Raw genomic sequence first — 25075 nt, forward strand, 5'->3', positions numbered from 1 at the left:
TCCTCCCTCAGGCGTTGAGCGGCAGCACGGCCGCCACCAGGTAGCCGCGCCGGTCCGGCCGGGGGCCGGTCTCGGCGGTGCCGCCGCAGGCCGCGGCGCGTTCGCGGATGGAGAGCAGGCCGCGGCCGCCGGAGCGGCCGTCGATGCCGGCCCCGGCGGGGACGGGCGCCGGTCCGGCGCCGTCGTCGGCGACCTCGACGGCCAGCCGGTCGCCGCGGACGGCGACCCGGACGGTGACGTGCCGGGCCCCGGCGTGCTTGACCACGTTGGTCAGCGCCTCCTGGACGATCCGGTACGCGGCGGCCTGCACCTCGGCGGGCCCGGCCTCGGCGATCTCGGCGTCGACCGCCACCCCGGAGTCGCGGACCCGCTGCAGCACCCCGGCGAGTTCGGCCAGCCGGGGCTGCGGGGCGAGCGCGGGCGCGGCGTCGTCCTGCTTCAGGACGCCCAGCACGCGCCGGAGTTGGACCATGGCGTCGCGCCCGGAGTCGGCGATGGCGTCGAACGCGCGGATCGCCCGCTCGGGGTCGCGGTGCACCACCAGCGGGCCCGCCTCGGCCTGCACCACCATCAGCGAGACGGCGTGGGCCAGGATGTCGTGCATCTCGCGGGCGATCCGGGCCCGCTCCTCGGCGACGGCGCGGGCCGCGTCGCTGGCGGCGCGCAGCCCGGCCTGCCGGGCCCGCTCGGCCTCCACCCCGGCGAGCCGGCGCAGCTCCCGCACCAGGGAACCGAACACGAAGCTGCCCACCGAGACCAGCAGGCTGAACAGCGCCCCGCCGAAGGAGTGGGTGCCGAAGATGTTGCCGAACACGGCGAAGCCCAGCACCAGGGCGCGCTGCCAGTCCCGGCCGCGGTCGGCCAGGGTGTAGATGGCGATCACCATCGTCACCTGGACCTGCGGCATGGCGAAGTGCGCGACCACCGAGAGGGTCGCCACCGGCACCGTGCAGGCCAGCATCACCGCCCACGGCGCCCGCCGCCGCCACCACAGCGGCAGCGCCCCGGCGAGCGCCAACGCGTAGGCCCACCACTGGCGTTCGGCCTCGTACGGGTCGGTGTGCACGCCCCAGAGCGCGACGCCGACGGCGACCGCCAGCAGCAGCCCGTCCACCGCCCAGGGCCGGGCCCTCCCCCAGGCCAGCAGGCCGTCCGTCCATCTCCCCATGCCGGGCATCCTCTCGCACCGCTCGTTCGGTCGTCGGCCGAGGTCCGGCCGGCGTCCGGCTGCCGCGGCGCGGGCCCGGGAACGCCGCGGGGGGCGCCCCCGGCCGGGAGCGCCCCCTGACGGTGCGTCAGGGCGTCACAGCAGCCGCTTGATCTCGCCGCGGGTCCGGTAGAACCCGCCGGAGCCGGAGGCGTGGACCTCGGCGACCAGGTAGCGGGCGCCGGCCACCCGGACGTCCTTCGGGAACTGCACCCGCATCGCCGCGTCGTAGCCGGGCGTCACCACCCGGACCCGGAGCCGGCCGCCCTCGGAGACGCACTCGACCTCGACGCCGGCCCCGGAGGCCACCGCGGCGACGCTGACCGTCTCCAGCTCGGTGCTCGCCACGACCCGCTCCACGTCCGCGCCGCTGACCTCGGCGGTGGTCGGCAGGGTGCCCTGCTCGGCGGCCTGCACGGCGCCCTGCGAGGCGTCCAGGCAGGCCAGCGAGCCGTCGGTGGTGACCAGGTACAGCCGCCCGTCGCGGTACTGCATGCTGTAGGCGGAGCCGCAGCCGGTGCCGAGCTTCCACAGCCGGGTGCCGTCGGCGGCGAAGCAGTAGACGGACGAGTGGTTGTCGCCCGCGAACACGAACTCGCCGTCCGGGGAGGCCGCGCAGGAGAACACCGAGGCGTCGCACTTGTAGGCGGCGACCTCGACGCCGTCGGACTTGCGCAGCCGGTGCACCCAGCCCTGCGAGGTGCCGGCGAACACCTCGTCCCGCTCCTGCCAGCCGAACAGCACGCCGCCCTTGGTCCGGGTGTGCCACAGCTGGTCGCCGCCGCGCTTGGCGTACCGGGCCACGCCCGCCGACCAGCCGTGGTAGACCGCGTCGGCGTCGCAGCGCACCATCCAGCCGGAGGAGCCCTGCGCGTTGCGCCGCCACTGGAACTCGTCCTCGTGGTCGACGGTGGTCAGGCCGCCGCGCTCGTCGGCGACGCCGAGCACGCCGTCGTGGATGTCGAGCCAGTAGATGTCGACGTCCTGGGCGATCTCGTACGCCACCCGCGGGACCTTGCCGCCGAGGTCGTAGACCTTGCCGTCGTCGCAGCCCGCGTAGATCCACCAGTCGTCGGCGACGATGCACTTGACGCCGTCCGGCAGGCCGAACCGGCCGGTGACCTGCCCGTCGGTGGTCAGGGTGTAGACGTCGCCCTTCTCGTTGCCGACCCAGGCGTGCTCGTCGCCGACGTACACGCCGAAGGCGGGCGAGCCGGAGCGGAAGCGCCACAGCAGCGGGGCCTGGTGGGCGGTGGAGCGGGTCGAGGTGATCTGCCGGCGGGTCACCGCGCGGCGCTGGCGCACCCCCCGGACGGCCGGCGCGTAGCCCTTGCGGACCTTCTCGCCGATCTTCTTCGCGGCGGTGGCGGCGGCCTTCTCGGGGCTCGGGCAGACCGTGGTCTTGGTCGTGCCGGGCTCGCCGATCCGGCCGTAGCGGATGGTCAGCTCCGCACCCTCGACGGTGACCTCGTAGAACTTGTGGGCACTTCCCTGGTCCTCGGAGAGCTCCAGGTAGGTCACCTGCGGGTCCGCGGAAACGGTGGCAGACATGGGCCGACGCCCCTTTCGGGCACAGACTTCGGGGGGTGCCGACGGGGTCTCGCCGCCTGTCGACACCGCTCAATCTACGTCCTGCCACCGACAGTTGGCGATCAGCCGGTGGTCACCTTCAGACCGCCGCTGCCGACCCGGGCGACCAGCACGTGCGGCGCCCCGGCGGCGGAGGGCACCGTCACGTCGGTGCCGCCGCTGTCCGCGTGCGCGTCCACCTGGTACTGCGCCCCGGCGGGGACCTTCAGCTTCAGCCCGCCCGAGCCGGTCGACAGCTCCGCCCGGTCCGGCGCCTCGGTGAACCCGGCGTCCAGCCCGCCCGAGCCGACCGTCAGCCGGACGCCGCGGGCCCGCAGCCCGTCCGCGTCGATGCCGCCGGAGTCCACCTTCGCCTCGATGTCGCCCGCCATGCCGTGCAGCCGGATGCCGCCGCTGCCCTGGGTCAGCCGCAGCTTCGTCCCGGCCGGCACCCGCACCTGGTAGCCCATCCCGCAGCCGGAGCCGGAGCAGCTGTACGACAGCTTGAGCACGCCGTCCGCCAGGCTGTGGGCGGCCTGCGGCTCGGTGTCGCCGCTCCAGCTCCGCTTCTCCACCACCTGCGCCGGCCCGTCCCCGGCCCGGACCTCGATCCCGCCCGCGTCCCCCGTCACCACCAGCTCGGTGACCTGCCCCGGCACCTCGTACGACACCGTCCGGTGCTGCTGCCCCCACGCCCCGCAGCCCACCGCCCCCGCCAGCAGCAGCCCCGCGACCCCTGCCGCCCCCACCGTCCGCCTCACCGCGGCCTCCCTCGTTCGACTGCCCCCAGTCTCCCGCCGCCGCGCCCCCGCCCACCTCCCTCCCGGGAGTGGTTCCGCGCCCTCCTCCCCCAGGGGGATTCCCTAGGGGTCCGCTCAGCCCTGCCGCGCCCGGGCCTCCAGGCCCGCGACGTCCCGCACCGAGATCTCGTTGCGCCCCCGGTGCAGCCAGCCCTCTTCCTCGAAGTCCTGCAGCGCCCGGACCACCGACTCGCGGGACACCCCCGCCGTCTCCGCCAACTGCTGCTGGGTGAGGCCGACGATTCCGCCGGCGGCCTCGTCGAACTGCGGATCGCGGCGTGCGTACCGGGCCAGGAAGGCCGCGGTCCGCGCGACGGCCGACAGTGTCCCCAGATCCGTCCGGTCCCGCCCCGACTCCCGCAGCCGGAGGCTCATGTTGCGCAGCACCCACTCGGCGAATCCGGGGTGGCCGCGCATCAGCCCCTTGAACGCCGGTGCGGCGAGGAACGTCCCGGTTCCGGCCCGGGTCACCACCGCGGTGGCCGAACGCGGACGCCCGTCCACGCACGACTGCTCACCGATCAGCTCCCCCGACCCCCGCCAGGCGAGCACGCCGGTCCGCCCGTTCGCGGCTCCGGCGGTGACCTTCACCATGCCGTCCCCGATCAGGAACACGCCGTCCGGTGCGTCCCGCTCCCGCATCAGCACCCGCCCGGGCCGCCAGGACTCGGGAACGCCCGCCGCCTCGACCAATCCGGCATAGTCGTCCAACTCGCCCATCCCGATGGTTTCCTCTCGCCCAACTACGGCAATCCCCCTCCGCTGTGCGTCATTTGACGCAGACTGCGGAGCGCGATCCCTGGTATCACAATGATCGACCGCCCCGGAGCGGTCTCCCCCACCGCACACGCCGGACGGCGTAAATCCGAAATTCCGTTCGACATATCAGAAGGAGGCGAACATGGAATCGACCGTACGCACATGGGACATCGCCCCCGAACACACGATCCTTACCATCGACGCCCGCGATTTCAGCAGAGCCCCGGAGTCGCTCCAGCCCGCTCTCAAGGAGGCGATGACGACCGCGCTCCGGGCTGCTTTCACCAGGAGCGGGCTCACCGACGAGTGGGAGGAACCACTGTTCCGGCGCGACGACGGGGACGGCTTCGTCATGGCCTTCGAGCCGCTCCGCAGTTGGCGCCTGGTCGATCCGATGCCCAGATACCTCGACCAGGAACTGGAGAACTACCGGGTCGAGAAGGGCCCGACCGACCCCGATCTCGCCATTCGCATGGCGCTGCACATCGGTCCCTTCCCGGCCAGCCGCCTCGCCGACTCCATCAACGACGTCTTCCGGTTCATCAATTCCGATACCGCGAAAACCGCCTTGGAGGGGGCCGTGGCACACCGCGGACACACCGCGCTGCTGCTTTCCGACGAGATGTTCCGGCGGGTGGTCGGCGCCGGGCGCAGCCTGCTGACGGAGAAGGGCGACTTCCTCCGGATCCCGGCAACGGACGTCCCGAACAAGGACTTCTCCCGCCCCTGCTGGGTGTACGCGCCACGGGTCGCCCCGGAGCAGCTCGCCGCCCATTTCGAGGCCTCGGGCCCGCCCTCGCCGCCCGCGCTCCGAAACGGTCACCGGGTGGGCGGCCTGGCCGCCGATCTCGTCCGGAACGCGGCGGCCTCCGACAACCTCAACATCCACACCGTCGCCGACCACATCACCTCGTTGCACGCCGTCCAGATCAACCAGGCCGGACTGGTGACCGGCCTCCACCCGAAAGCGACCCAGGAATGACCTCCGACCACCCGACCCGCAGCGGCGACGAACTCGACGACCTGCTCCACGGACTCCCCGACACGCCCTCCGGCCCCGGCCCCGTCCTCAACATCGGCGCCGTGGCCGATCGCATCGACACCCTGACCGTGCACCAGGAGACCAGGCGCCGGGACGTCCTGGACAGCACCGAACTCCCGCGGGAGGTCCTCCTCGCCGCCCCTCACGTCGAGGTCGATGCCTGGTCCGACGCCTGGAGCGCCGGCACCGCGTTCCTCGCTCCGCACGGAACCGCCGGCACCATGCTGCTGATAGCCCGGCCGGGCTGCGGCTCGTCCGCCTTCGTCCGCCGGCTGTGTGCGGAGCAGAGCCCGGCGGGCGCGGTGATCCTCGACCTGGAGCCCGAGTGGGACTCCCCCTCGGTGAGCCGGCTGCCGCTGGAACCGGGCCGGGTCCACATCCTCGAGCTGAAGAGCCCGGGCACGGACCTCCCGACCTCGGGCTTCCTGGACCGGCTCGCCCTGTTCGGCGAACAACTCGTCCAGCAGGGATCGCGGTTGATCGTCACGTTCACCGAGCAGCTCTGGGAGTCCGTGGACGGCTGGCAGCACCCCGGGGTTCCGGTCCTCCGGCTGCGCACCGCCCCGGACCCGCAGCAGTTGGTCGAGGCCCACCTCGGGTTCCGGAGGCACCCGGCGGCGATCCCCTACGTCAGGACACCCACCGCCCGGGCCCTGCTGCGCGGGATGAACGCGGTGGAAGCCGTCCGCGCGGTGGGAGCCGTCGTCCGCCAGTGGGACTCCCGTCCGACCGGGCCGGAGCACCCGGCTTTCCCGGTCCGGCGGCCGAACATGCCCCAGCTCCGGCGGAGTCCCGCACCGCAGCCCGAGCCGGAACTCGATCCCGAACTCGCCGCCCGGATCGAGTCCGCACTCGGCGACTGGCGGGTCGAGCTCGACCGGCTGTTCAACGACAGCGGCACCGAGCCGGGCAGCAGCAGCCTGTCCCTGCGCCTGCGCTGCCTCCTGCTCAGCCTGGCCGTCCACCGCGCCGCACCCGCGCAGGACATCGACCAGGACGCACTGGCGCTGGAGTCCGCGCTCGCGCACGCCTCGCCGGGCGACTCCTACCGCGAACCGACGGTCGCGGCGCTCTTCTCCGGGCAGGGGCTGCGCTCCCGCCTGATGGCGCTCTCCGCCCAGGTCGACCTGCACGACCGGGTGGTGTTCGACCGCCCCGGCTACACGGAGGCCGTCCTGGTCTACGTCTGGGACAACTTCACCCAGCTCCGCTCGGTCCTGCTGGAGTGGCTGGTCCGCCTCCCGGTCCGCGACCGGACGGCCGCCGCCCCGGCCGCGCGCGCCCTGGTCGAACTGATCCGGCGGCACAAGGACGTCGACCGGCTGGACGAGGTCCGCAGGATCGCGGTGGCGGCCGGACGGACCGGCCTGCTCACCGAGGTCACCGCGCGGGTGCTCGCCGACGAGCACATGCGCCGCGGCGTCTGGCAGTTGCTGACGGGGTGGGCCAGGACCCCCTCCGGCCCCGGTCCGGCCGTGGTCGACGTCTGCCGGTCGGTGCTCCAGGACCGGGACGGCCGCCCCCAGGACCGGAAGCTGGCCATGACCAGGCTCCGGCAGCTGGCCCTGCACGCCGAGGGCTCCCTGCGGGAGCGGCTGCTCGCGCTGCTCGACGACCTGGCCGCGGAGGAGCGGACCCGGGCCCTGCTGGTCGGCGAGGTCGACACCTGGCTCACCCGGGACCGGCCCGGCCGCCTCGGCCGACTCGCCCTGCTGGCCCTGCTCGGGGTGCCCGGGGCGGCCGGGACCGGTCCGTGGCTGCTCGCCCCGCCCGAACCGCTGCCGGTCCCTCTGCTGACCCGGGGCCTGTCCGACCTCCTGGCGGCCTTCGACCAGCACCCGGAGACGGTCCCCCGGACCGCCGCCTGGCTGCACCCCGCCCCGGAGGGCGAGGTTCTCGACCGGGTCCTCGGCTGTCTGGCGGCCGGCCTGTCCGCCTCGGCCGAGGCGAGCCCCTCCCTCCGGCTGATGTCCGCACTCGCCGAGCTGGGCGAGGACCCCGGCCGGCTCCAGAACCTGCTGTTCCGGCGGATGATCGGGGGAACGTCGCAGGGCGGCCGCCCCGAGTGGGGTGACCGCCCTGCGGATCAGCCGATCGCTCAGCCGGTGTACGGACCGTAGTCGTAGTCGTCCAGCGGGACGGCCTGACCGGAGCCCGCGCCGAACGGCGACAGGTCGTAGTCGTCGTAGCCGACGGCCGAGTACATCGCGGCCTTGGCCTCCTCGGTCGGCTCGACCCGGATGTTGCGGTAGCGGGGCAGACCCGTACCGGCCGGGATGAGCTTGCCGAGGATGACGTTCTCCTTGAGGCCCAGCAGCGGGTCCGACTTGGCGTGGATCGCCGCGTCGGTGAGCACCCGGGTCGTCTCCTGGAAGGAGGCGGCCGACAGCCAGGACTCGGTGGCCAGCGAGGCCTTGGTGATACCCATCAGCTGCGGACGGCCGGAGGCGGGGTGGCCGCCCTCGGAGACCACGCGACGGTTCTCCTGCTCGAAGCGGCCGCGCTCGACGAGCTCGCCCGGGAGCAGCTCGGCGTCGCCCGACTCGATGATCGTCACGCGGCGGAGCATCTGCCGGATGATGATCTCGATGTGCTTGTCGTGGATCGACACGCCCTGCGAGTTGTAGACCTTCTGGACCTCGGCGACCAGGTGGATCTGGACGGCCCGCTGGCCCATGATGCGCAGCACGTCGTGCGGGTTGGTGGCGCCGACGGTCAGCTTCTGGCCGACCTCGACCGCCTCGCCCTCGCTGACCAGCAGCTTGACGCGCTTGGAGACCGGGTAGGCGATCTCGTCGGTGCCGTCGTCGGGGGTGACGACGACCTTGCGGGTCTTCTCGGTGTCCTCGATCCGGACCCGGCCCTGGGCCTCCGAGATCGGGGCGACACCCTTGGGGGTGCGCGCCTCGAAGAGCTCGACGACACGGGGCAGACCCTGGGTGATGTCGTCACCGGCCACACCACCGGTGTGGAAGGTACGCATCGTCAGCTGGGTGCCGGGCTCACCGATGGACTGGGCGGCGATGATGCCGACCGCCTCGCCGATGTCGACCAGCTTGCCGGTGGCCAGCGAGCGGCCGTAGCAGAAGGCACAGGTGCCGACCGCGGACTCGCAGGTCAGGATCGAGCGGACCTTGACCTCGCTCACGCCGTGCCGGATCAGCTCGTCCATCAGGACGTCGCCGAGGTCGGTGTTGGCGGTGGCGATCAGCTTGCCGTCGACGGTGATGTCCTCGGCGAGCATGCGGGCGTAGACGCTGGTCTCGACGTCGTCGGCCTTCTGCAGCACGCCGTCCGCGCCGAACTGGCCGATCTCCAGCTTGAGGCCGCGCTCGGTGCCGCAGTCCTCCTCGCGGATGATCACGTCCTGCGAGACGTCCACCAGACGACGGGTCAGGTAACCCGAGTCGGCGGTGCGCAGCGCGGTGTCGGCCAGACCCTTACGGGCACCGTGGGTGGAGATGAAGTACTCCAGCACGGACAGGCCCTCACGGAACGAGGCCTTGATGGGACGCGCGATGGTCTCGTTCTTCGCGTTCGACACCAGACCACGCATACCGGCGATCTGACGCATCTGCATCATGTTTCCTCGAGCACCCGAGTCGACCATCATGAAGATGGGGTTCGTCTTCGGGAAGTTCGCGGCCATCGCGTCGGCGACCTCGTTGGTCGCGCGGGTCCAGATGCCGATCAGCTCGGACTTGCGCTCGTTGTCGGTGATCAGGCCGCGCTCGTACTGCCGCTGCACCTTCTCCGCCTGCGCCTCGTAGCCCTCCAGGATGGCGGGCTTGCTCGGCGGGACGATGACGTCCGAGATCGAGACGGTGACACCGGAACGGGTCGACCAGTGGAAGCCGGCCGCCTTCAGGTTGTCGAGCGCCGCGGCGACGACGACCTTCGGGTAGCGCTCGGCGAGGTCGTTGACGATCGCCGAGAGCTGCTTCTTGCCGATCTCGTAGTCGACGAACGGGTAGTCCTCGGGCAGCAGCTCGTTGAAGAGCGCGCGGCCCAGGGTGGTGGTGATCCGGAACGGCTCGCCCTCGTGCCAGGCCGGCTGCCCGTCCTCGTCCACCGGCGGGGTCCAGCCGCGGGGCGGGACGGTGCCGGCGGCCATCCGCAGGTCGATCGGGGCCTGGACGTCCAGCTCGCGGGCGTCGAAGGCCATGATCGCCTCGGCGGTCGAGGAGAAGGAACGGCCCTTGCCCTTGACCTCCTCGCGGTCGGAGGTGAGGAAGAACAGGCCCAGCACCATGTCCTGGGTCGGCATGGTGACGGGGCGACCGTCGGCCGGCTTCAGGATGTTGTTCGAGGACAGCATCAGGATGCGGGCCTCGGCCTGCGCCTCCGCGGAGAGCGGCAGGTGGACGGCCATCTGGTCGCCGTCGAAGTCCGCGTTGAACGCGGTGCAGACGAGCGGGTGGATCTGGATGGCCTTGCCCTCGACCAGCTGCGGCTCGAAGGCCTGGATGCCGAGGCGGTGCAGGGTGGGCGCACGGTTCAGCAGCACCGGGTGCTCGGCGATGACCTCTTCGAGGACGTCCCACACCACGGGGCGGGCGCGCTCGACCATGCGCTTGGCCGACTTGATGTTCTGCGCGTGGTTCAGGTCGACCAGGCGCTTCATCACGAACGGCTTGAAGAGCTCCAGCGCCATGGCCTTCGGCAGGCCGCACTGGTGCAGCTTGAGCTGCGGGCCGACGACGATGACCGAACGGGCCGAGTAGTCGACGCGCTTGCCGAGCAGGTTCTGGCGGAAACGACCCTGCTTGCCCTTGAGCATGTCGGACAGCGACTTCAGCGGACGGTTGCCGGGGCCCGTGACCGGGCGGCCGCGGCGGCCGTTGTCGAAGAGCGCGTCGACGGCCTCCTGGAGCATGCGCTTCTCGTTGTTCACGATGATCTCGGGCGCGCCGAGGTCGAGAAGCCGCTTCAGGCGGTTGTTGCGGTTGATCACGCGGCGGTACAGGTCGTTCAGGTCGGAGGTCGCGAAGCGGCCGCCGTCCAGCTGCACCATCGGACGCAGGTCCGGCGGGATCACCGGGACGCAGTCCAGCACCATGCCCTTGGGCTTGTTGCTGGTCTGCAGGAACGCGGTGACGACCTTGAGGCGCTTGAGCGCGCGGGTCTTCTTCTGGCCCTTGCCGGTGCGGATGATCTCGCGCAGGCGCTCGGACTCCTCGGCGAGGTCGAAGGACTCGAGGCGGTCCTTGAGGGCCGCCGCGCCCATCGAGCCGGAGAAGTAGGTGCCGAAGCGGTCGCGCAGCTCGCGGTAGAGCAGCTCGTCGCCCTCGAGGTCCTGGACCTTGAGGTTCTTGAAGCGCGCCCAGACCTCGTCCAGGCGGTCGATCTCGCGCTGGGTGCGGTCGCGGAGCTGCTTCATCTCGCGCTCGGCGCCTTCGCGCACCTTGCGGCGGACGTCGGCCTTGGCGCCCTCGGCCTCCAGCTCGGCCAGGTCGGTCTCGGCCTTCTTGGCCCGGGCCTCGAGGTCGGCGTCGCGGCGGTTCTCGATCTGCTGGCGCTCGACCGAGACGTGCGCCTCCAGGGACGGGAGGTCGCGCTGGCGGCGCTCGTCGTCCACCCAGGTGATCATGTAGGCGGCGAAGTAGATGACCTTCTCGAGGTCCTTCGGCGCCAGGTCGAGCAGGTAGCCCAGGCGGGACGGGACACCCTTGAAGTACCAGATGTGGGTGACCGGGGCGGCCAGCTCGATGTGGCCCATCCGCTCGCGGCGGACCTTGGCGCGAGTGACCTCGACGCCGCAGCGCTCACAGATGATGCCCTTGAAGCGGACGCGCTTGTACTTGCCGCAGTAGCACTCCCAGTCCCGGGTGGGGCCGAAGATCTTCTCGCAGAAGAGCCCGTCCTTTTCCGGCTTCAGGGTGCGGTAGTTGATGGTCTCCGGCTTCTTGACCTCGCCGTGGGACCACTGGCGGATGTCGTCGGCGGTGGCCAGGCCGATGCGGAGCTCGTCGAAGAAGTTGACGTCAAGCACTGGTCGTCAAGCCCTCTTTCGTGATTCGAGAGTCTGTCTGTTGGTCTGAGGGGGGCCTGGGGGCGGGCCGGCTGCCTCGCGGGGGGCAGCCGGCCCGGCCTCCGTCAGACCTCTTCGACGCTGCTCGGCTCGCGCCGGGACAGGTCGATGCCGAGCTCCTCGGCCGCGCGGAACACGTCCTCGTCGGAGTCGCGCAGCTCGATGTTGGAGCCGTCCGAGGACAGCACCTCCACGTTGAGGCAGAGCGACTGCATTTCCTTGATGAGGACCTTGAAGGACTCGGGAATGCCGGGTTCGGGGATGTTCTCGCCCTTGACGATCGCCTCGTAGACCTTCACGCGGCCGAGGACGTCGTCGGACTTGATGGTGAGCAGTTCCTGCAGCGCGTACGCGGCGCCGTAGGCCTCGAGGGCCCACACCTCCATCTCACCGAAGCGCTGACCACCGAACTGCGCCTTACCACCGAGCGGCTGCTGGGTGATCATCGAGTACGGGCCGGTCGAGCGGGCGTGCAGCTTGTCGTCGACCAGGTGGTGCAGCTTGAGGATGTACATGTAGCCGACCGAGACCGGCATCGGGAACGGCTCGCCGGAGCGGCCGTCGAACAGCCGGGCCTTGCCGGTGGAGTTCACCAGGCGCTCACCGTCACGGGTGAGGGTGGTGTTGTCCAGCAGGCCGGTGATCTCGTCCTCGCGGGCGCCGTCGAAGACGGGGGTGGCGAGGTTGGTGCCGCCCTCGACCGTGTCGGCGCCGATCGCCTGGAGGCGCTGGGCCCACTCGTCGGCGAGGCCGGAGACGTCCCAGCCCTGCTGGGCGAGCCAGCCGAGGTGGATCTCCAGGACCTGTCCCGGGTTCATTCGGGACGGGACGCCGAGCGGGTTCAGGATGATGTCGACCGGGGTGCCGTCCTCCAGGAACGGCATGTCCTCGACCGGCAGGATCTTGGAGATGACACCCTTGTTGCCGTGGCGGCCGGCCAGCTTGTCACCGTTGGTGATCTTGCGCTTCTGGGCGACGTAGACGCGGACCAGCTGGTTCACGCCCGGGGGAAGCTCGTCCCCCTCCTCGCGGTCGAAGACGCGGACGCCGATGACCTTGCCGGACTCGCCGTGCGGCACCTTCAGCGAGGTGTCGCGGACCTCGCGGGCCTTCTCGCCGAAGATCGCGCGGAGCAGGCGCTCCTCCGGGGTCAGCTCGGTCTCGCCCTTGGGGGTGACCTTGCCGACCAGGATGTCGCCGGTGACGACGTCGGCGCCGATCCGGATGATGCCGCGCTCGTCGAGGTCGGCGAGGACCTCCTCGGAGACGTTCGGGATGTCCCGGGTGATCTCCTCGGGGCCCAGCTTGGTGTCGCGGGCGTCGACCTCGTGCTCCTCGATGTGGATCGAGGAGAGGACGTCGTCCTGCACGAGGCGCTGCGACAGGATGATCGCGTCCTCGTAGTTGTGGCCCTCCCAGGACATGAACGCCACCAGGAGGTTCTTGCCGAGCGCCATCTCGCCCTGGTCGGTGCACGGGCCGTCGGCCAGCACCTGGCCGGCCTCGACCCGGGCGCCCTCGTCCACGAGCACCTTCTGGTTGAAGGCGGTGCCCTGGTTGGAGCGGGTGAACTTGGCGGCCCGGTAGGTGTTGTACGTGCCGTCGTCGTTGGCGACGGTGACGTAGTCGGCCGAGACCTCCTGGACCACACCGGCCTTGTCGGCGGTGATGACGTCCGCGGCGTCGACGGCGCAGCGGTACTCCATGCCGGTGCCGACCAGCGGCGCCTCGCTGCGGAGCAGCGGGACGGCCTGGCGCATCATGTTCGAGCCCATCAGCGCGCGGTTGGCGTCGTCGTGCTCGAGGAAGGGGATCATGGCGGTCGCGACCGACACCATCTGGCGCGGCGAGACGTCCATGTAGTCGATCTCGGTGCCGGGGATGTAGTCGATCTCGCCGCCGCGGCGGCGGACCAGGACGCGCGGCTCGGCGAAGGTCAGCTCCGCGGTGAGCGGGGCGTTGGCCTGCGCGATGACGTAGCGGTCCTCCTCGTCGGCGGTCAGGTAGTCCACCGACTCGGTGACCACGCCGTCGACGACCTTGCGGTACGGGGTCTCGATGAAGCCGAACGCGTTGACCCGGCCGTACGAGGCCAGCGAGCCGATCAGACCGATGTTCGGGCCTTCGGGGGTCTCGATCGGACACATGCGGCCGTAGTGCGAGGGGTGCACGTCACGGACCTCGAAGCCGGCCCGCTCGCGGGACAGACCACCGGGGCCGAGCGCGGACAGACGGCGCTTGTGGGTCAGGCCCGACAGCGGGTTCGTCTGGTCCATGAACTGCGACAGCTGGCTGGTGCCGAAGAACTCCTTGATGGAGGCGACGACCGGCCGGATGTTGATCAGGGTCTGCGGCGTGATCGCCTCGACGTCCTGGGTGGTCATCCGCTCGCGGACGACGCGCTCCATGCGGGCGAGGCCGGTGCGGACCTGGTTCTGGATCAGCTCGCCGACGTTGCGCAGGCGGCGGTTGCCGAAGTGGTCGATGTCGTCGACCTCGATGACGATGTCGCGGCCCTCGTCATCGCGCCACTCGGTCTCGCCGGCGTGCAGCTTCACCAGGTACTTGATGGTGTTGATGATGTCCGGCTCGGTGAGCACGCCGGAGTCCAGCGACTCGGCGTTGCCGAGCTTCCGGTTCACCTTGTACCGGCCGACCTTGGCGAGGTCGTAGCGCTTCGGGTTGAAGTACAGGTTCTCCAACAGCGTCTGCGCGGCCTCGCGGGTCGGCGGCTCGCCCGGGCGCAGCTTGCGGTAGATGTCGAGCAGCGCGTCGTCCTGGCCCTGGGTGTGGTCCTTCTCCAGGGTGGCGCGCATGGACTCGTACTCGCCGAACTCCTCGAGAATCATCTCGGTGGTCCAGCCGAGCGCCTTGAGCAGCACGGTGACGGACTGCTTGCGCTTGCGGTCGATGCGGACACCGACCATGTCGCGCTTGTCGATCTCCATCTCCAGCCAGGCACCGCGGGAGGGGATGATCTTGGCGGAGTAGATGTCCTTGTCGGACACCTTGTCCAGGGTGGAGTCGAAGTAGACGCCGGGAGAACGCACCAGCTGGGACACGACGACACGCTCGGTGCCGTTGATGATGAACGTGCCCTTGTTGGTCATGAGCGGGAAGTCGCCCATGAACACGGTCTGGGACTTGATCTCACCGGTCTCGTTGTTGGTGAACTCCGCGGTGACGAAGAGCGGGGCCGCGAAGGTGAAGTCGCGGTCCTTGCACTCGTCGATGGAGTTCTTCGGCGGCTCGAAACGGTGGTCCCGGAAGGTCAGGGACATCGACCCGCTGAAGTCCTCGATCGGGGAGATCTCCTCGAAGATCTCCTCCAGACCGGACTTGGTGGGGACGTCCTGACCGCTCTCCAGGGCAGCCTCGACCCGGGACTTCCAGGCCGCGTTGCCGAGCAGCCAGTCGAAGCTCTCGGTCTGCAGGGCCAGGAGGTTCGGGACCTCGAGGGGCTCCTTGATCTTCGCGAACGAGACGCGGAGCGGGGCGGTGGAATTAGCGTTGTTCGAGGCGTTGCGCGGCGCGGCCAAGAGGGGGGTCCTTCCGAGGGCTCGGAGCTCACTACGCGCATACCCTCCGGGCCTTGGCCGAGGCGGAAACCCCAGGTCAGGACAGGGGCCGCTCCGGGCGACGAGTCACGGAGCGACTAATAGGCAGCGCAAAGGGACAGTGTAGCCAAAGGCGACACTGCTAGCAAGCCCTGATTCGGAGACCGAATCGGACGCTCCTCCCGTACATCCGACAACCCGGGCAGTGATCCCTCACCGGCCGGGCCGTCACACCTCGTCTGCGTCACCGGGAACCTTCCCAGTGCCGGCCCCGAATATGCATCGGGGACGGGTCCGCTTGGGGCACGCGCCTAGAGAATCGCGCGCCTCGTGCTGCTCGTCAAGGCCCGCACCAGGGTGTGGACCTCGTACTGCCCATCGTCCGGGACGGCGCTCGCGTTACACCCGGCCCGTGCCCGGGGGCTGGACGAATGCGATCACCCTACCCCCGGGCACCGACAAGCTCCGAGCGCCGCATGGGCCATCGGAGGGCATCCCGGGGGCCGTCCGGGGGTTCTTCGGCCCGGCCCGGAACCGAAAACAGCCGGGCCGGCCACCCCGAAGGGTGGCCGGCCCGGCCGGAAGAGCACCTCTCAGAGAGAGGAACAAGTCACTTGACGGTGACCTTGGCGCCGGCGCCCTCGAGCTGGGCCTTCGCCTTCTCGGCAACGTCCTTGGCGACCTTCTCCAGAACCTTCGCACCGGCGGTGTCGACGAGGTCCTTGGCCTCCTTCAGGCCGAGGGAGGTGAGGGCGCGCACCTCCTTGATGACCTGGATCTTCTTGTCGCCGGCACCGTCGAGGATGACGTCGAACTCGTCCTGCTCCTCGACGGCCTCGACGGCAGCCGGACCGGCAACGCCGGCAACGGCGACCGGGGCGGCGGCGGTGACGTCGAACTTGTCCTCGAAGGCCTTGACGAACTCGGAGAGCTCGATCAGGGTCATGCCCTCGAACTGCTCGAGCAGGTCCTCGGTGCTGAGCTTCGCCATGATTGGCGTCCTTCCACTAATTCGGCAGGTGCCGGATGTACGGGTTGGCGGGCGTGCTTACGGGCCCGCTGGGACGGGGAGTGGTTACTCCGCGTCCTCGGCGGGAGCCGGAGTACCGGCACCGCCCTGCTCGACCTTCTCGCGCAGCGCTTCCACGGTGCGAACGAGCTTGGACGGGAGCGCCTGGAAGACCGCGGCAGCCTGGGAGGGCTTGGCCTTCAGCGCGCCGGCCAGCTTGGCGAGCAGCACCTCGCGGGACTCGAGGTCCGCGAGCTTCTTGATCTCATCGGCGGACAGCGCCTTACCGTCAAGGACACCGCCCTTGATGATGAGAGCAGGGTTCTCCTTGGCGAAGTCACGCAGAGCCTTCGCCGACTCCACCGGGTCACCGGTGACGAAGGCGACAGCCGTCGGGCCGGCGAACAGGTCGTCCAGCTCGGAGATCCCGGCCTCGTTGGCCGCGATCTTGGTCAGCGTGTTCTTCACCACGGCGTAATCGGCGTTGCCGCCGAGCGAGCGACGCAGCGTCTTCAGCTGCTTCACCGTGAGACCGCGGTACTCGGTCAGAACGGCGGCGCTGGAGGCACGGAACTTGTCCGTGATCTCGGCGACGTCGGCAGCCTTGTCGGGCCTGGCCATGGGCTTACGCCTCCTTCCGTGATGTCGAAGTCGGGCCGACCTTCGAGAAGTCGACCATCCAACGCCGCGGACCCCGGAAGCGAAAAAGCCCCGGCGCGCAGGCGCACGGGGCTCGCAACGACCTCGACGAACCGGAACGGTCCGGAGATCTTCACTGCTCCAACAACCTGCGCGGGCGATCCGCCGCGAGTGCGGATCCTTCGGTGCCGCTCACCCTTGCGGGCCCACGGCGACAACCAGCGGTCTTTGGCTCGGCCAGCGTAGCCGGGCCGAACCGGTTTGACCAAATCGGGTTACGGGAAGGCGGGCGGACTCGCACCGCCGGCGTCCGCGGTGTCGGCCTCGGCGGGGGCCTGGACGGAGAGCGCGGAGCTGCCGTACTCGGTGTAGGAGACGGTGTCCACCTCGGCGGCGGCGCGCCGGAACTGGACCAGCTGGTCGCGGTCGTTGAGCCAGAGGTCGAGCACCACGTCGCCGGGGCCGAGCGCGCTCTCCAGGGCCTGCCGGCGCGCCGGGTCGAGCTGGGTCTGCGCGGCGGCGTACCGCTCGGCGGTCAGCGTCACCCGGTAGCGCTCGACCGTGCTGTCGAGCAGCTTCTCCTCGCCCAGCGGCACCGGGTCGCTCGCGGCGACCGCGGCGGTGACGGCCACCACCGGGCTGAGCCGGTCGATCAGGCCGGCGTACGGGGCCCGGCCGCCGGCGAACTTCTGCCAGTGCGGGCCGTTCAGCCGGAGCGCGGTGGCCTGGTCGCCGCCCAGGTAGGCGGAGGTGTCCAGCACCATCAGCAGCCGGGCGTCCAGGTCGGACTGGTACTTGAGCACCGTCTTGGGCGCCCAGAACAGCGCGCCCTTGGCCCGGTCGTCGCCCAGGACGGCCCGGAACTCGGCCCGCCGGGCGTCGTGCAGCGTCAGCTGGGCGGAGAGCAGCACCCCGTGCGGGGAGCGGTCGGTGGGGCTGGGCTGCGGGCTGGAGCTGACCGCGCTGGCGGTGGCCACCGGGTCGGGCGCGGGGGCGGAGCCGGTGCAGCCGGTGGCCGCGCCGCCCAGCAGAACCGCGGCCAGCAGCGACGCGGCCCACCGTGCCGGTGCCCCCATCGGTCCCTCCTCCTGCCGCCGTCGCCCTCGCCCGTTCCCCCACCATGCCATGCGGCCCGCGCCGCCCGGGGAGCACCCCCGGGCGGCGCGGGCCGGACGCCGCCGACTACTGCTTCAGCAGGTCCGCGAGCGAGAAGACCTCGGCGGCGGCCGGGGCCGGGGTGGCCTTGACCTCGCCGAGCTTGGAGTAGACGACCAGGTTCGGCTTGTCGCCGGCGGTGGACGCGTCCTGGTTGGACTGCTGGACCAGCTCGCCCTTGGCGTTGATCCACAGGTCCGCGGTGGCGGTGCTGCCCTTCTTCTTCAGCTCGGTCAGCACCTGGGCCTTGAGCTCCGGGGAGAGCTGCATCTTGGCGACCATGTCCTCGACGCTGATCTCGCTGCGGTAGTGCGTGGTGCCCTGCCCGGCGACGGTCTCGGCGCCGACCAGCTTCGCGGTCGGGGCGGCGGCGACCAGCTGCACCGACGGGTTCATCAGCTGCATCATCGAGGTGAAGGCGCCCGCGTCGGCCCCGCCGGCGGCGGCACCGCTCTCCTTCGGGTCCAGCTTCATCCACTTCTTGCCGCCGGCCACGGCCGCCATGTCCTCGGTCACGCCGATGTACATCACGTCGTTGACGAAGAGGGCCTTGACCTCCTTGCCCTTGTCCGTGGTGTTCAGCAGGAAGGACGCCGGGGCCTTCCAGACGTAGTCGGCGGTGCCGTCGCTGTCGCCGCCGGAGACGGTGAGCTTGGCGCTGCCGACCTTGTCCATCACCGCGGCCGAGGCCAGCAGGGCGTCCTTCGGGGCCAGCTTCGACACCGCGCCCGCGCCCGCGCCGCCGTCGGCGGCCGCCGACGAGCCCTGCGAGGCGCCCGCACCGGCGGCCGCGCTGGAGCCGGAGCCGGCCTTGGTCTCGGTCGAACCGCCGGAGCTGCTGCAGGCGGTCAGGACACCGGCGGCCAGGCAGGCCACGGCAAGGGTACGCAGAGCGCGCACGAGGGTCCCCCTCTAATCGGATTCTCAGGAAAGGCGATCGGACTCTACCCGACGGCTCCGACCGCGGCGCAAACCCATATAAAGGCCGACGGCCCGCACCCCTGCCGGGGTGCGGGCCGTCGGACGGGACCGCTGGGGGGACCGACCTCGGGGTCAGACCGCCGCCGGGTCCTCCTCGACGAGGAGGTTGCGGGTGCGGTTCGGGTCCACCTGGATGCCGGGGCCCATCGTGGTCGCGAAGGCGATCTTCTTGATGTAACGGCCCTTGGCGGCGGACGGCTTGGCCCGGAGGATCTCCTCCAGCGCGGCCGCGTAGTTCTCGACCAGCTGGTCGTCGGAGAACGAGGTCTTGCCGATGATCAGGTGCAGGTTCGAGTGCTTGTCGACGCGGAACTCGATCTTGCCGCCCTTGATGTCGTTGACAGCCTTGGCGACGTCCGGGGTCACGGTGCCGGTCTTCGGGTTCGGCATCAGGCCACGGGGACCGAGCACGCGGCCCAGGCGGCCGACCTTGCCCATCAGGTCCGGGGTGGCGACGACGGCGTCGAAGTCCAGACGACCCTTGGCGACCTCGTCGATCAGCTCGTCGGAGCCGACGATGTCGGCGCCCGCGGCACGCGCGGCCTCGGCACGCTCACCGTTCGCGAAGACCAGGACCCGAGCGGTCTTACCGGTGCCGTGCGGGAGGATGACGGTGCTGCGGACCATCTGGTCGGCCTTGCGCGGGTCGACGCCCAGACGCATGGCGACCTCGACGGTGCCGTCGAACTTGGTGGTGGAGGTCGCCTTGGCGAGGCGGACGGCCTCGAGGGGGGCGTAGATCCGGGCGCGGTCGACCTGGGCGTCCGCGGCCTTGAGGGCCTTGCTGCGCTTCACTGCTGCTCCTGGTGATTAATGGAGTCGTGGTGGGAACGGGCCGCGCTGGGCCCTACCACGGAGGACGTACGGGCTGTCAGCCCTCGACGGTGATGCCCATCGACCGGGCGGTGCCGGCGATGATCTTCTCCGCCGCGTCCAGGTCGTTGGCGTTCAGGTCGGGCATCTTGGTGGTGGCGATCTCGCGCACCTGGGCCGAGGTCAGCTTGGCGACCTTGGTCTTGTGCGGCTCCTTGGAGCCCTTGTCGATGCCCGCGGCCTTCAGGATGAGGCGCGCAGCCGGCGGGGTCTTCGTGACGAAGGTGAAGGAGCGGTCGTCGTAGACCGTGATCTCCACCGGCACGATCATGCCGCGCTGCGACTCGGTGGCCGCGTTGTACGCCTTGCAGAACTCCATGATGTTGACACCGTGCTGACCGAGCGCGGGGCCGACCGGCGGGGCCGGGTTGGCCGCACCGGCGTTGATCTGGAGCTTGATAAGCCCCGTGACCTTCTTCTTCTTGGGAGGCATTTCTCTCCGGGTCCTTCCGAGAGGTGATTGCTGTTGTGCCCGGCCCCGGGGCGAAACCCGGCCGCCAGGACACACATCGGACCAGGCTAACCGCTGAGGCGGCGCTGGACCAAAACGGTTCCGGGGCGGGGGCCTTCGCCCCCGCCCCGGAACCGGAGTACCTGGATCAGTTCTTCTGGATCTGGTCGAAGGAGAGCTCGACCGGGGTCTCCCGGCCGAAGATCTCCACCAGGCCCTTGACCTTCTTGGAGTCGGGGTTGATCTCGTTGATGGTCGCCTGCAGGGTGGCGAACGGACCGTCGGTGACGGTGACCGAGTCGCCGACCTCGAAGTCGAGCACCTGGACCTCGACCGGGCGCACCGGGGAGGCCTTGCCGGCCTCCTTCGCGGCGGCGCGCTCCACGTCGGGGGCGAGCATCTTGACGACCTCGTCCAGGGTCAGCGGGTACGGGTCGTAGGCGTTGCCGACGAAGCCGGTGACGCCGGGGGTGTTGCGCACGACGCCCCAGGACTCCGGGGTGAGGTCCATCCGGACCAGCACGTAGCCGGGGAGCTTGTTCTGCCGGATGGTCTTGCGGTCGCCGTTCTTGATCTGGACGACCTCCTCCTGCGGAACCTGGGACTCGAAGATGTAGTCCTCGACGTTCAGCGAGACGGAGCGCTGCTCCAGGTTCTGCTTCACCCGGTTCTCGTAGCCGGCGTAGGTGTGGATGACGTACCACTCGCCGGGGGCGCGGCGCAGCTGCTCGCGGAACTCGGCGACCGGGTCGCTCTCGACCTCCTCGGCCGGCTCCGCGGACTCCTCGACGGCCGCTGCGGTCTCGTCGGCCTCGGCGTCCTCGACGGTCTCGTCGACCTCGGTGAAAGCTTCCTCCGCAGCGGCCTCGGCCTCGTCCACCTCGTGCACGGCGGCGGCCTCGGCCGGTTCGCCGGCCTCCCGCTCGTCGGCGGCCTCGACCTCGTCCTCCGCGGCGTCCGCCTCGTAGACGATCTCCTCGGCGGCCTCGACGTCGGCAGCAGCCTCGGCCGCGTCCGGCTCGGCGGCGACATCCGCCTCGCGGACGGTCTCGTCGGCGTCGTACAGGGGGGACTCAGACACGGTCGCTGCTTCTTTCCTGGTGGGAACGGATACCTCAACAGTACCGACTCAACGGTAGTCGCCCGTCGGGCTTCGCGCCGACAACTCGACCCGGGCCGAAGAGTTCGGCCCGGGTCGGGGTGGTGTGTCGGTGCGGGGTCCTGCGGGACTCCCGGGGTGTCGGCCTGTCGGACCGACCGGGTCTCAGCCGAAGACCCAGAAGGCGAGCTTCGAGAAGCCCCAGTCGAGACCGGCGACCAGCAGCATCATCACGATCACGAAGGTCACGACGACGGTGGTGTACTGGATCAGCTGGCTGCGGGTGGGCCAGACCACCTTGCGGAGCTCGGCGATGATCTGACGGTAGAAGATGCCGATCCGGGCGAACAGGCCCTTCTTGGCCCGCTTGCCGGACTTCTTGCCACCCTCGCCGCCGGCGGCCTTGTTGGCACGCCGACGCTCACGCCGGGACAGCTTGCCGTCCGTCGCGGTGGTCTCGTCCGCCGCGCCTTCGGCCCCCTCGGGGTTGCCACTCTCAGGCGTTGCGGTGGAGCCCGTGGTCTCCGTCACTCGTCCTCACCTGAATCCGGTCCTGCGGAGCTTCCGTGCCTGCGGCACGGGCGATCCGGCGAAAGCAGTGCTGGGTGGGGCCCTCTCCGCATCAAGCCCGCTCGCTCCAGTGGAGCGAACGGGCTTGCACGGATCAAGCAGCAGGGCACGAGGGACTCGAACCCCCAACCGCCGGTTTTGGAGACCGGTGCTCTACCAATTGAGCTAGTGCCCTTCGAAACCTCGCGGCTCCGATGTGGCCCCCAACCTACCGCATCCGACCGGCCGTGTGGTGAACCCGACCGGAGGACCCGCACTTCGGGAGCCATCGAGCAGTGAGTGTACGGGTTCTTCGCCGATTGGTCGAACCTCATTCACCCGGCTCCGGATTCACCGACTTTTCCCGTGATCCGACCGAGATTGTCCGGCCGTCACCGCGTTCCGCCCGAGATCGTCCGGTACTCCGGGCGGCCGCCGACAAGCACCGGGCGGGGGGCGGTGAACCGCGATGCTCCGGGCTCCGGCGGTCTGGGAGCATTCGGGGTATGAGCGCACCCACCCCCGAGAACGTCTCCCCCGCCGACCGCCGGGTCTCCGCCCGGGTCGGAGCCATCGCCGAGTCCGCCACCCTCGCCGTCGACGCCAAGGCCAAGGCCCTCAAGGCGGCCGGCCGTCCGGTGATCGGCTTCGGCGCCGGCGAGCCCGACTTCCCGACCCCCGGCTACATCGTGGACGCCGCCGTGGCCGCCTGCCAGGACCCGGCGAACCACCGCTACACCCCGGCCGGCGGCCTGCCGGAGCTGAAGGCCGCGATCGCCGCCAAGACGCTGCGCGACTCCGGGTACCAGGTGGACGCCTCGCAGGTGCTGGTGACCAACGGCGGCAAGCAGGCGATCTACAACGCCTTCGCCGCGATCCTCGACCCGGGCGACGAGGTGATCATCCCGGCCCCGTACTGGACCACCTACCCGGAGGCCGTGAAGCTGGCCGGCGGCACCCCCGTCGAGGTCGTCTCGGACGAGACCACCGGCTACAAGGTCTCGGTGGCGCAACTGGAGGCGGCCCGCACCGCGAACACCAAGGTGGTGCTGTTCGTCTCGCCGTCCAACCCGACCGGCGCGGTGTACACCGAGGCCGAGGCGGAGGCGATCGGCCGCTGGGCGCTGGAGCACGGCCTGTGGGTGCTCACCGACGAGATCTACGAGCACCTGGTCTACGGCGACGCGGCCTTCACCTCGCTGCCGGCCCTGCTGCCCGAGCTGGCCGACAAGTGCATCGTGGTCAACGGCGTGGCCAAGACCTACGCGATGACCGGCTGGCGGGTGGGCTGGATGATCGGCCCGAAGGACGTCGTGAACGCGGCCGCCAACCTGCAGTCGCACGCCACCTCGAACGTCTCCAACGTGGCGCAGCGCGCGGCGCTGGCCGCCGTCTCGGGCGACCTGGCGGCGGTGGACGAGATGAAGACCGCGTTCGACCGCCGCCGCCGCACCATCGTGGCGATGCTGAACGAGATCGAGGGCGTGTTCTGCCCCGAGCCCGAGGGCGCGTTCTACGTGTACCCGTCGGTCAAGGACCTGCTGGGCAAGGAGCTGCGCGGCAAGCGCCCGCAGACCTCCGCCGAGCTGGCCGCGCTGATCCTGGACGAGGCCGAGGTCGCGGTCGTCCCCGGTGAGGCCTTCGGCACCCCCGGCTACCTGCGGCTCTCCTACGCGCTGGGCGACGCCGACCTGGTCGAGGGCGTCAGCCGGCTGCAGAAGCTGCTCGGCGAGGCCCGGGACTGACGCTCCGTCAGCACCGCCCTCCGCGGCTCACCCCTTCGGGGGAGGCGCGGAGGGCGGTTCCTGTTTCCGGGTGTTTTGCGGCAGGATCGGTGAATGGATCGCCTGCGTGATGTCCGGGGCCTGCCGAAGGCCCATCTGCACCTGCACTTCACCGGTTCGATGCGCCCCGCGACGCTGCTCGAACTCGCCGACAAGCACGGCGTCCGGCTGCCGGAGGCGCTCAGTTCGGGGAACCCGCCGAAGCTCCGCGCCACCGACGAGCGCGGCTGGTTCCGGTTCCAGCGGCTGTACGACACCGCCCGGTCCTGCCTGCGCGACGAGTCCGACATCCGGCGGCTGGTCCTGGAGACCGCGGAGGACGAGCGGGCCGACGGCTCGCGCTGGCTGGAGATCCAGGTCGACCCGACCTCGTACGCGCCGCTGCTGGGCGGGCTGACCCCGACGCTGGAGCTGGTCCTGGACGCCGTCCGGGAGGCTTCCGAGGCGACCGGTGTCGGCATCCGGGTGCTGGTCGCCGCGAACCGGATGAAGTCCCCGATGGACGCCCGCACGCTGGCCCGGCTGGCCGTCCGGTACGCCGACCGGGGGGTGATCGGGTTCGGCCTGTCCAACGACGAACGGCGGGGCCTGGCCCGGGACTTCGACCGCGCCTTCGCGATCGCCCGGCACGGCGGGCTGATCGCCGCCCCGCACGGCGGCGAGCTGGCCGGGCCGGGTTCGGTCCGGGACTGCCTGGACGACCTGGGCGCCGCCCGGATCGGCCACGGCGTGCGCGCCGCCGAGGACCCGCGGCTGCTGCAGCGCCTCGCCGACCGGCAGGTCACCTGCGAGGTCTGCCCGGCCTCCAACGTCGCCCTCGGCGTGTACGAGCGCCCCGAGGACGTCCCGCTGCGCACCCTGTTCGAGGCCGGGGTGCCGCTCGCCCTGGGCGCGGACGACCCGCTGCTGTTCGGCTCCCGGCTGGCCGACCAGTACGAGCTGGCCCGGGAGGCGCACGCCTTCACCGACGCCGAACTCGCCGAGCTGGCCCGGCAGTCGATCCGCTCCTCGCGGGCCCCCGAGCAGGTCGCCAAGGAACTGCTGGCCGAGGTGGACGCCTGGCTGGTGGAGGAGCCGGCCCTGTCGGCCCTCCCGGTCTAGGCGGTCCAGGCGGTCCAGGCGCGGTGCCGGCGGCGGCCGAGGGCGGCCACCGGGGCGGCGAGGGCGCCGGCGACCGCCAGGGTGCCGATCGCGGTCGCCGCCACCCCGATCACGTACAGCCCGTCGCCCTCGCCGGACCAGTCGACCCAGGCGGCGCCGGCGAGGCCCGCGGCGGCGCCCGCCGCCGCGGGCAGGGCCCGGCCCCGGTAGGCGGACCAGCAGACCGCCGCCGCGGCCGTCAGCACCAGGCCGAGCACCTGCCACGCCTGGTAGGGCCCGGTCTCCGAGCCGTCCGGGTGGACGTCCTTGTGCTGGTCCCAGCCGAGCCAGAGCGCCCAGGCCAGCGCGGAGCCGAGCAGCGGGACCAGCAGCGGGGCGCGGTGCGCGAGCGTCGTTCTCATGCGCAGAGCGTCCCGCGGGCGGGGTGCGGGGCGGCAGTGCGCGGGTACTCGACCGCGGGCTGAGTATC

At 71.0% G+C, this 25075-nt stretch carries 19 protein-coding genes and 1 tRNA gene; 4 read left to right on the forward strand and 16 right to left on the reverse strand.

Features of this window, described 5'->3' with window-relative positions:
* Window positions 1-7 precede the first annotated feature (7 nt).
* From ACIQBJ_RS24285 to ACIQBJ_RS24300, 4 genes are all read right to left on the reverse strand, one after another.
* Entirely contained in the window at window positions 8-1168 is a 1161-nt protein-coding gene (locus ACIQBJ_RS24285; protein WP_400714263.1) for a sensor histidine kinase, read from the reverse strand.
* Window positions 1169-1303: 135 nt separating this feature from the next.
* Complete coding sequence (locus ACIQBJ_RS24290; RefSeq protein ID WP_400714266.1) at window positions 1304-2758, reverse strand: WGR domain-containing protein; 1455 nt, start codon at window positions 2756-2758, stop codon at window positions 1304-1306.
* Between the two features lie 101 nt (window positions 2759-2859).
* Entirely contained in the window at window positions 2860-3537 is a 678-nt protein-coding gene (locus ACIQBJ_RS24295) for a DUF4097 family beta strand repeat-containing protein (protein WP_400714269.1), read from the reverse strand.
* Window positions 3538-3651: 114 nt separating this feature from the next.
* Window positions 3652-4296, reverse strand: a complete 645-nt coding sequence (locus ACIQBJ_RS24300; RefSeq protein WP_400714272.1) for a Crp/Fnr family transcriptional regulator — start codon at window positions 4294-4296, stop codon at window positions 3652-3654.
* Between the two features lie 181 nt (window positions 4297-4477).
* Here ACIQBJ_RS24300 and ACIQBJ_RS24305 point away from each other — a divergent pair, with 181 nt between their 5' ends.
* Window positions 4478-5317, forward strand: a complete 840-nt coding sequence (locus ACIQBJ_RS24305; protein ID WP_400714275.1) for a hypothetical protein — start codon at window positions 4478-4480, stop codon at window positions 5315-5317.
* On the forward strand, window positions 5314-7497 hold the full coding sequence (locus tag ACIQBJ_RS24310; RefSeq protein ID WP_400714278.1) for a hypothetical protein: 2184 nt from the start codon (window positions 5314-5316) through the stop codon (window positions 7495-7497). The genes ACIQBJ_RS24305 and ACIQBJ_RS24310 overlap by 4 nt, the downstream gene beginning before the upstream one ends.
* Here ACIQBJ_RS24310 and ACIQBJ_RS24315 read toward each other — a convergent pair.
* The 11 genes from ACIQBJ_RS24315 to ACIQBJ_RS24365 form a co-directional block, all read right to left on the reverse strand.
* Complete coding sequence (locus tag ACIQBJ_RS24315; RefSeq protein WP_400714281.1) at window positions 7476-11369, reverse strand: DNA-directed RNA polymerase subunit beta'; 3894 nt, start codon at window positions 11367-11369, stop codon at window positions 7476-7478. The genes ACIQBJ_RS24310 and ACIQBJ_RS24315 overlap by 22 nt on opposite strands.
* Window positions 11370-11473: 104 nt before the next feature.
* On the reverse strand, window positions 11474-14947 hold the full coding sequence (gene rpoB, locus ACIQBJ_RS24320; protein ID WP_400714284.1) for a DNA-directed RNA polymerase subunit beta: 3474 nt from the start codon (window positions 14945-14947) through the stop codon (window positions 11474-11476).
* Between the two features lie 628 nt (window positions 14948-15575).
* The gene (gene rplL / locus ACIQBJ_RS24325) at window positions 15576-15956 is read right to left on the reverse strand and encodes a 50S ribosomal protein L7/L12 (protein ID WP_400714287.1); all 381 of its coding nucleotides are present in this window, start codon (window positions 15954-15956) and stop codon (window positions 15576-15578) included.
* An 84-nt stretch (window positions 15957-16040) separates the two neighbouring features.
* Window positions 16041-16595, reverse strand: coding sequence for a 50S ribosomal protein L10 (rplJ, locus tag ACIQBJ_RS24330; RefSeq protein ID WP_014136320.1), 555 nt, complete (start codon window positions 16593-16595; stop codon window positions 16041-16043).
* Window positions 16596-16888: 293 nt separating this feature from the next.
* Window positions 16889-17689: a hypothetical protein gene (locus ACIQBJ_RS24335; protein WP_400714290.1), complete on the reverse strand. Its 801-nt coding sequence runs from the start codon at window positions 17687-17689 to the stop codon at window positions 16889-16891.
* 106 nt (window positions 17690-17795) lie between these two features.
* Window positions 17796-18668, reverse strand: a complete 873-nt coding sequence (locus tag ACIQBJ_RS24340; RefSeq protein WP_400714293.1) for a hypothetical protein — start codon at window positions 18666-18668, stop codon at window positions 17796-17798.
* Between the two features lie 153 nt (window positions 18669-18821).
* On the reverse strand, window positions 18822-19544 hold the full coding sequence (gene rplA, locus ACIQBJ_RS24345) for a 50S ribosomal protein L1 (RefSeq protein ID WP_400714296.1): 723 nt from the start codon (window positions 19542-19544) through the stop codon (window positions 18822-18824).
* 76 nt (window positions 19545-19620) lie between these two features.
* Window positions 19621-20055, reverse strand: a complete 435-nt coding sequence (gene rplK / locus ACIQBJ_RS24350; protein ID WP_030457453.1) for a 50S ribosomal protein L11 — start codon at window positions 20053-20055, stop codon at window positions 19621-19623.
* Window positions 20056-20221: 166 nt separating this feature from the next.
* On the reverse strand, window positions 20222-21154 hold the full coding sequence (gene nusG, locus ACIQBJ_RS24355) for a transcription termination/antitermination protein NusG (protein ID WP_400714300.1): 933 nt from the start codon (window positions 21152-21154) through the stop codon (window positions 20222-20224).
* Window positions 21155-21337: 183 nt separating this feature from the next.
* Window positions 21338-21703, reverse strand: coding sequence for a preprotein translocase subunit SecE (secE, locus tag ACIQBJ_RS24360; RefSeq protein ID WP_400714303.1), 366 nt, complete (start codon window positions 21701-21703; stop codon window positions 21338-21340).
* 141 nt (window positions 21704-21844) lie between these two features.
* Window positions 21845-21917: transfer RNA gene (locus tag ACIQBJ_RS24365), tRNA-Trp, on the reverse strand.
* A gap of 310 nt (window positions 21918-22227) precedes the next feature.
* Between ACIQBJ_RS24365 and ACIQBJ_RS24370 the strand changes: the two genes are divergently transcribed.
* The gene (locus ACIQBJ_RS24370) at window positions 22228-23466 is read left to right on the forward strand and encodes a pyridoxal phosphate-dependent aminotransferase (RefSeq protein ID WP_400714306.1); all 1239 of its coding nucleotides are present in this window, start codon (window positions 22228-22230) and stop codon (window positions 23464-23466) included.
* 93 nt (window positions 23467-23559) lie between these two features.
* Window positions 23560-24606: an adenosine deaminase gene (locus ACIQBJ_RS24375; protein ID WP_400714308.1), complete on the forward strand. Its 1047-nt coding sequence runs from the start codon at window positions 23560-23562 to the stop codon at window positions 24604-24606.
* Here ACIQBJ_RS24375 and ACIQBJ_RS24380 read toward each other — a convergent pair.
* A complete protein-coding gene (locus tag ACIQBJ_RS24380; protein ID WP_400714310.1) occupies window positions 24603-25007 on the reverse strand; it encodes a hypothetical protein in 405 nt (134 codons plus the stop codon). The two genes, ACIQBJ_RS24375 and ACIQBJ_RS24380, sit on opposite strands and share 4 nt — an antisense overlap.
* Window positions 25008-25075: the final 68 nt, after the last annotated feature.

The sequence above is a fragment of the Kitasatospora sp. NPDC088391 genome (genome assembly GCF_044753345.1).
Classification (GTDB): domain Bacteria; phylum Actinomycetota; class Actinomycetes; order Streptomycetales; family Streptomycetaceae; genus Kitasatospora.

Excerpts from the sequence above, each read along its gene's own strand:
- ACIQBJ_RS24285 (WP_400714263.1), bottom strand. The coding sequence starts at position 1,168 with ATGGGGAGATGGACGGACGGCCTGCTGGCCTGGGGGAGGGCCCGGCCC.
- ACIQBJ_RS24290 (WP_400714266.1), bottom strand. The coding sequence starts at position 2,758 with ATGTCTGCCACCGTTTCCGCGGACCCGCAGGTGACCTACCTGGAGCTC.
- ACIQBJ_RS24300 (WP_400714272.1), bottom strand. The coding sequence starts at position 4,296 with ATGGGCGAGTTGGACGACTATGCCGGATTGGTCGAGGCGGCGGGCGTT.
- ACIQBJ_RS24305 (WP_400714275.1), top strand. The coding sequence starts at position 4,478 with ATGGAATCGACCGTACGCACATGGGACATCGCCCCCGAACACACGATC.
- ACIQBJ_RS24310 (WP_400714278.1), top strand. The coding sequence starts at position 5,314 with ATGACCTCCGACCACCCGACCCGCAGCGGCGACGAACTCGACGACCTG.
- rplL (WP_400714287.1), bottom strand. The coding sequence starts at position 15,956 with ATGGCGAAGCTCAGCACCGAGGACCTGCTCGAGCAGTTCGAGGGCATG.
- rplJ (WP_014136320.1), bottom strand. The coding sequence starts at position 16,595 with ATGGCCAGGCCCGACAAGGCTGCCGACGTCGCCGAGATCACGGACAAG.
- ACIQBJ_RS24335 (WP_400714290.1), bottom strand. The coding sequence starts at position 17,689 with ATGGGGGCACCGGCACGGTGGGCCGCGTCGCTGCTGGCCGCGGTTCTG.
- rplK (WP_030457453.1), bottom strand. The coding sequence starts at position 20,055 with ATGCCTCCCAAGAAGAAGAAGGTCACGGGGCTTATCAAGCTCCAGATC.
- ACIQBJ_RS24370 (WP_400714306.1), top strand. The coding sequence starts at position 22,228 with ATGAGCGCACCCACCCCCGAGAACGTCTCCCCCGCCGACCGCCGGGTC.
- ACIQBJ_RS24375 (WP_400714308.1), top strand. The coding sequence starts at position 23,560 with ATGGATCGCCTGCGTGATGTCCGGGGCCTGCCGAAGGCCCATCTGCAC.
- ACIQBJ_RS24380 (WP_400714310.1), bottom strand. The coding sequence starts at position 25,007 with ATGAGAACGACGCTCGCGCACCGCGCCCCGCTGCTGGTCCCGCTGCTC.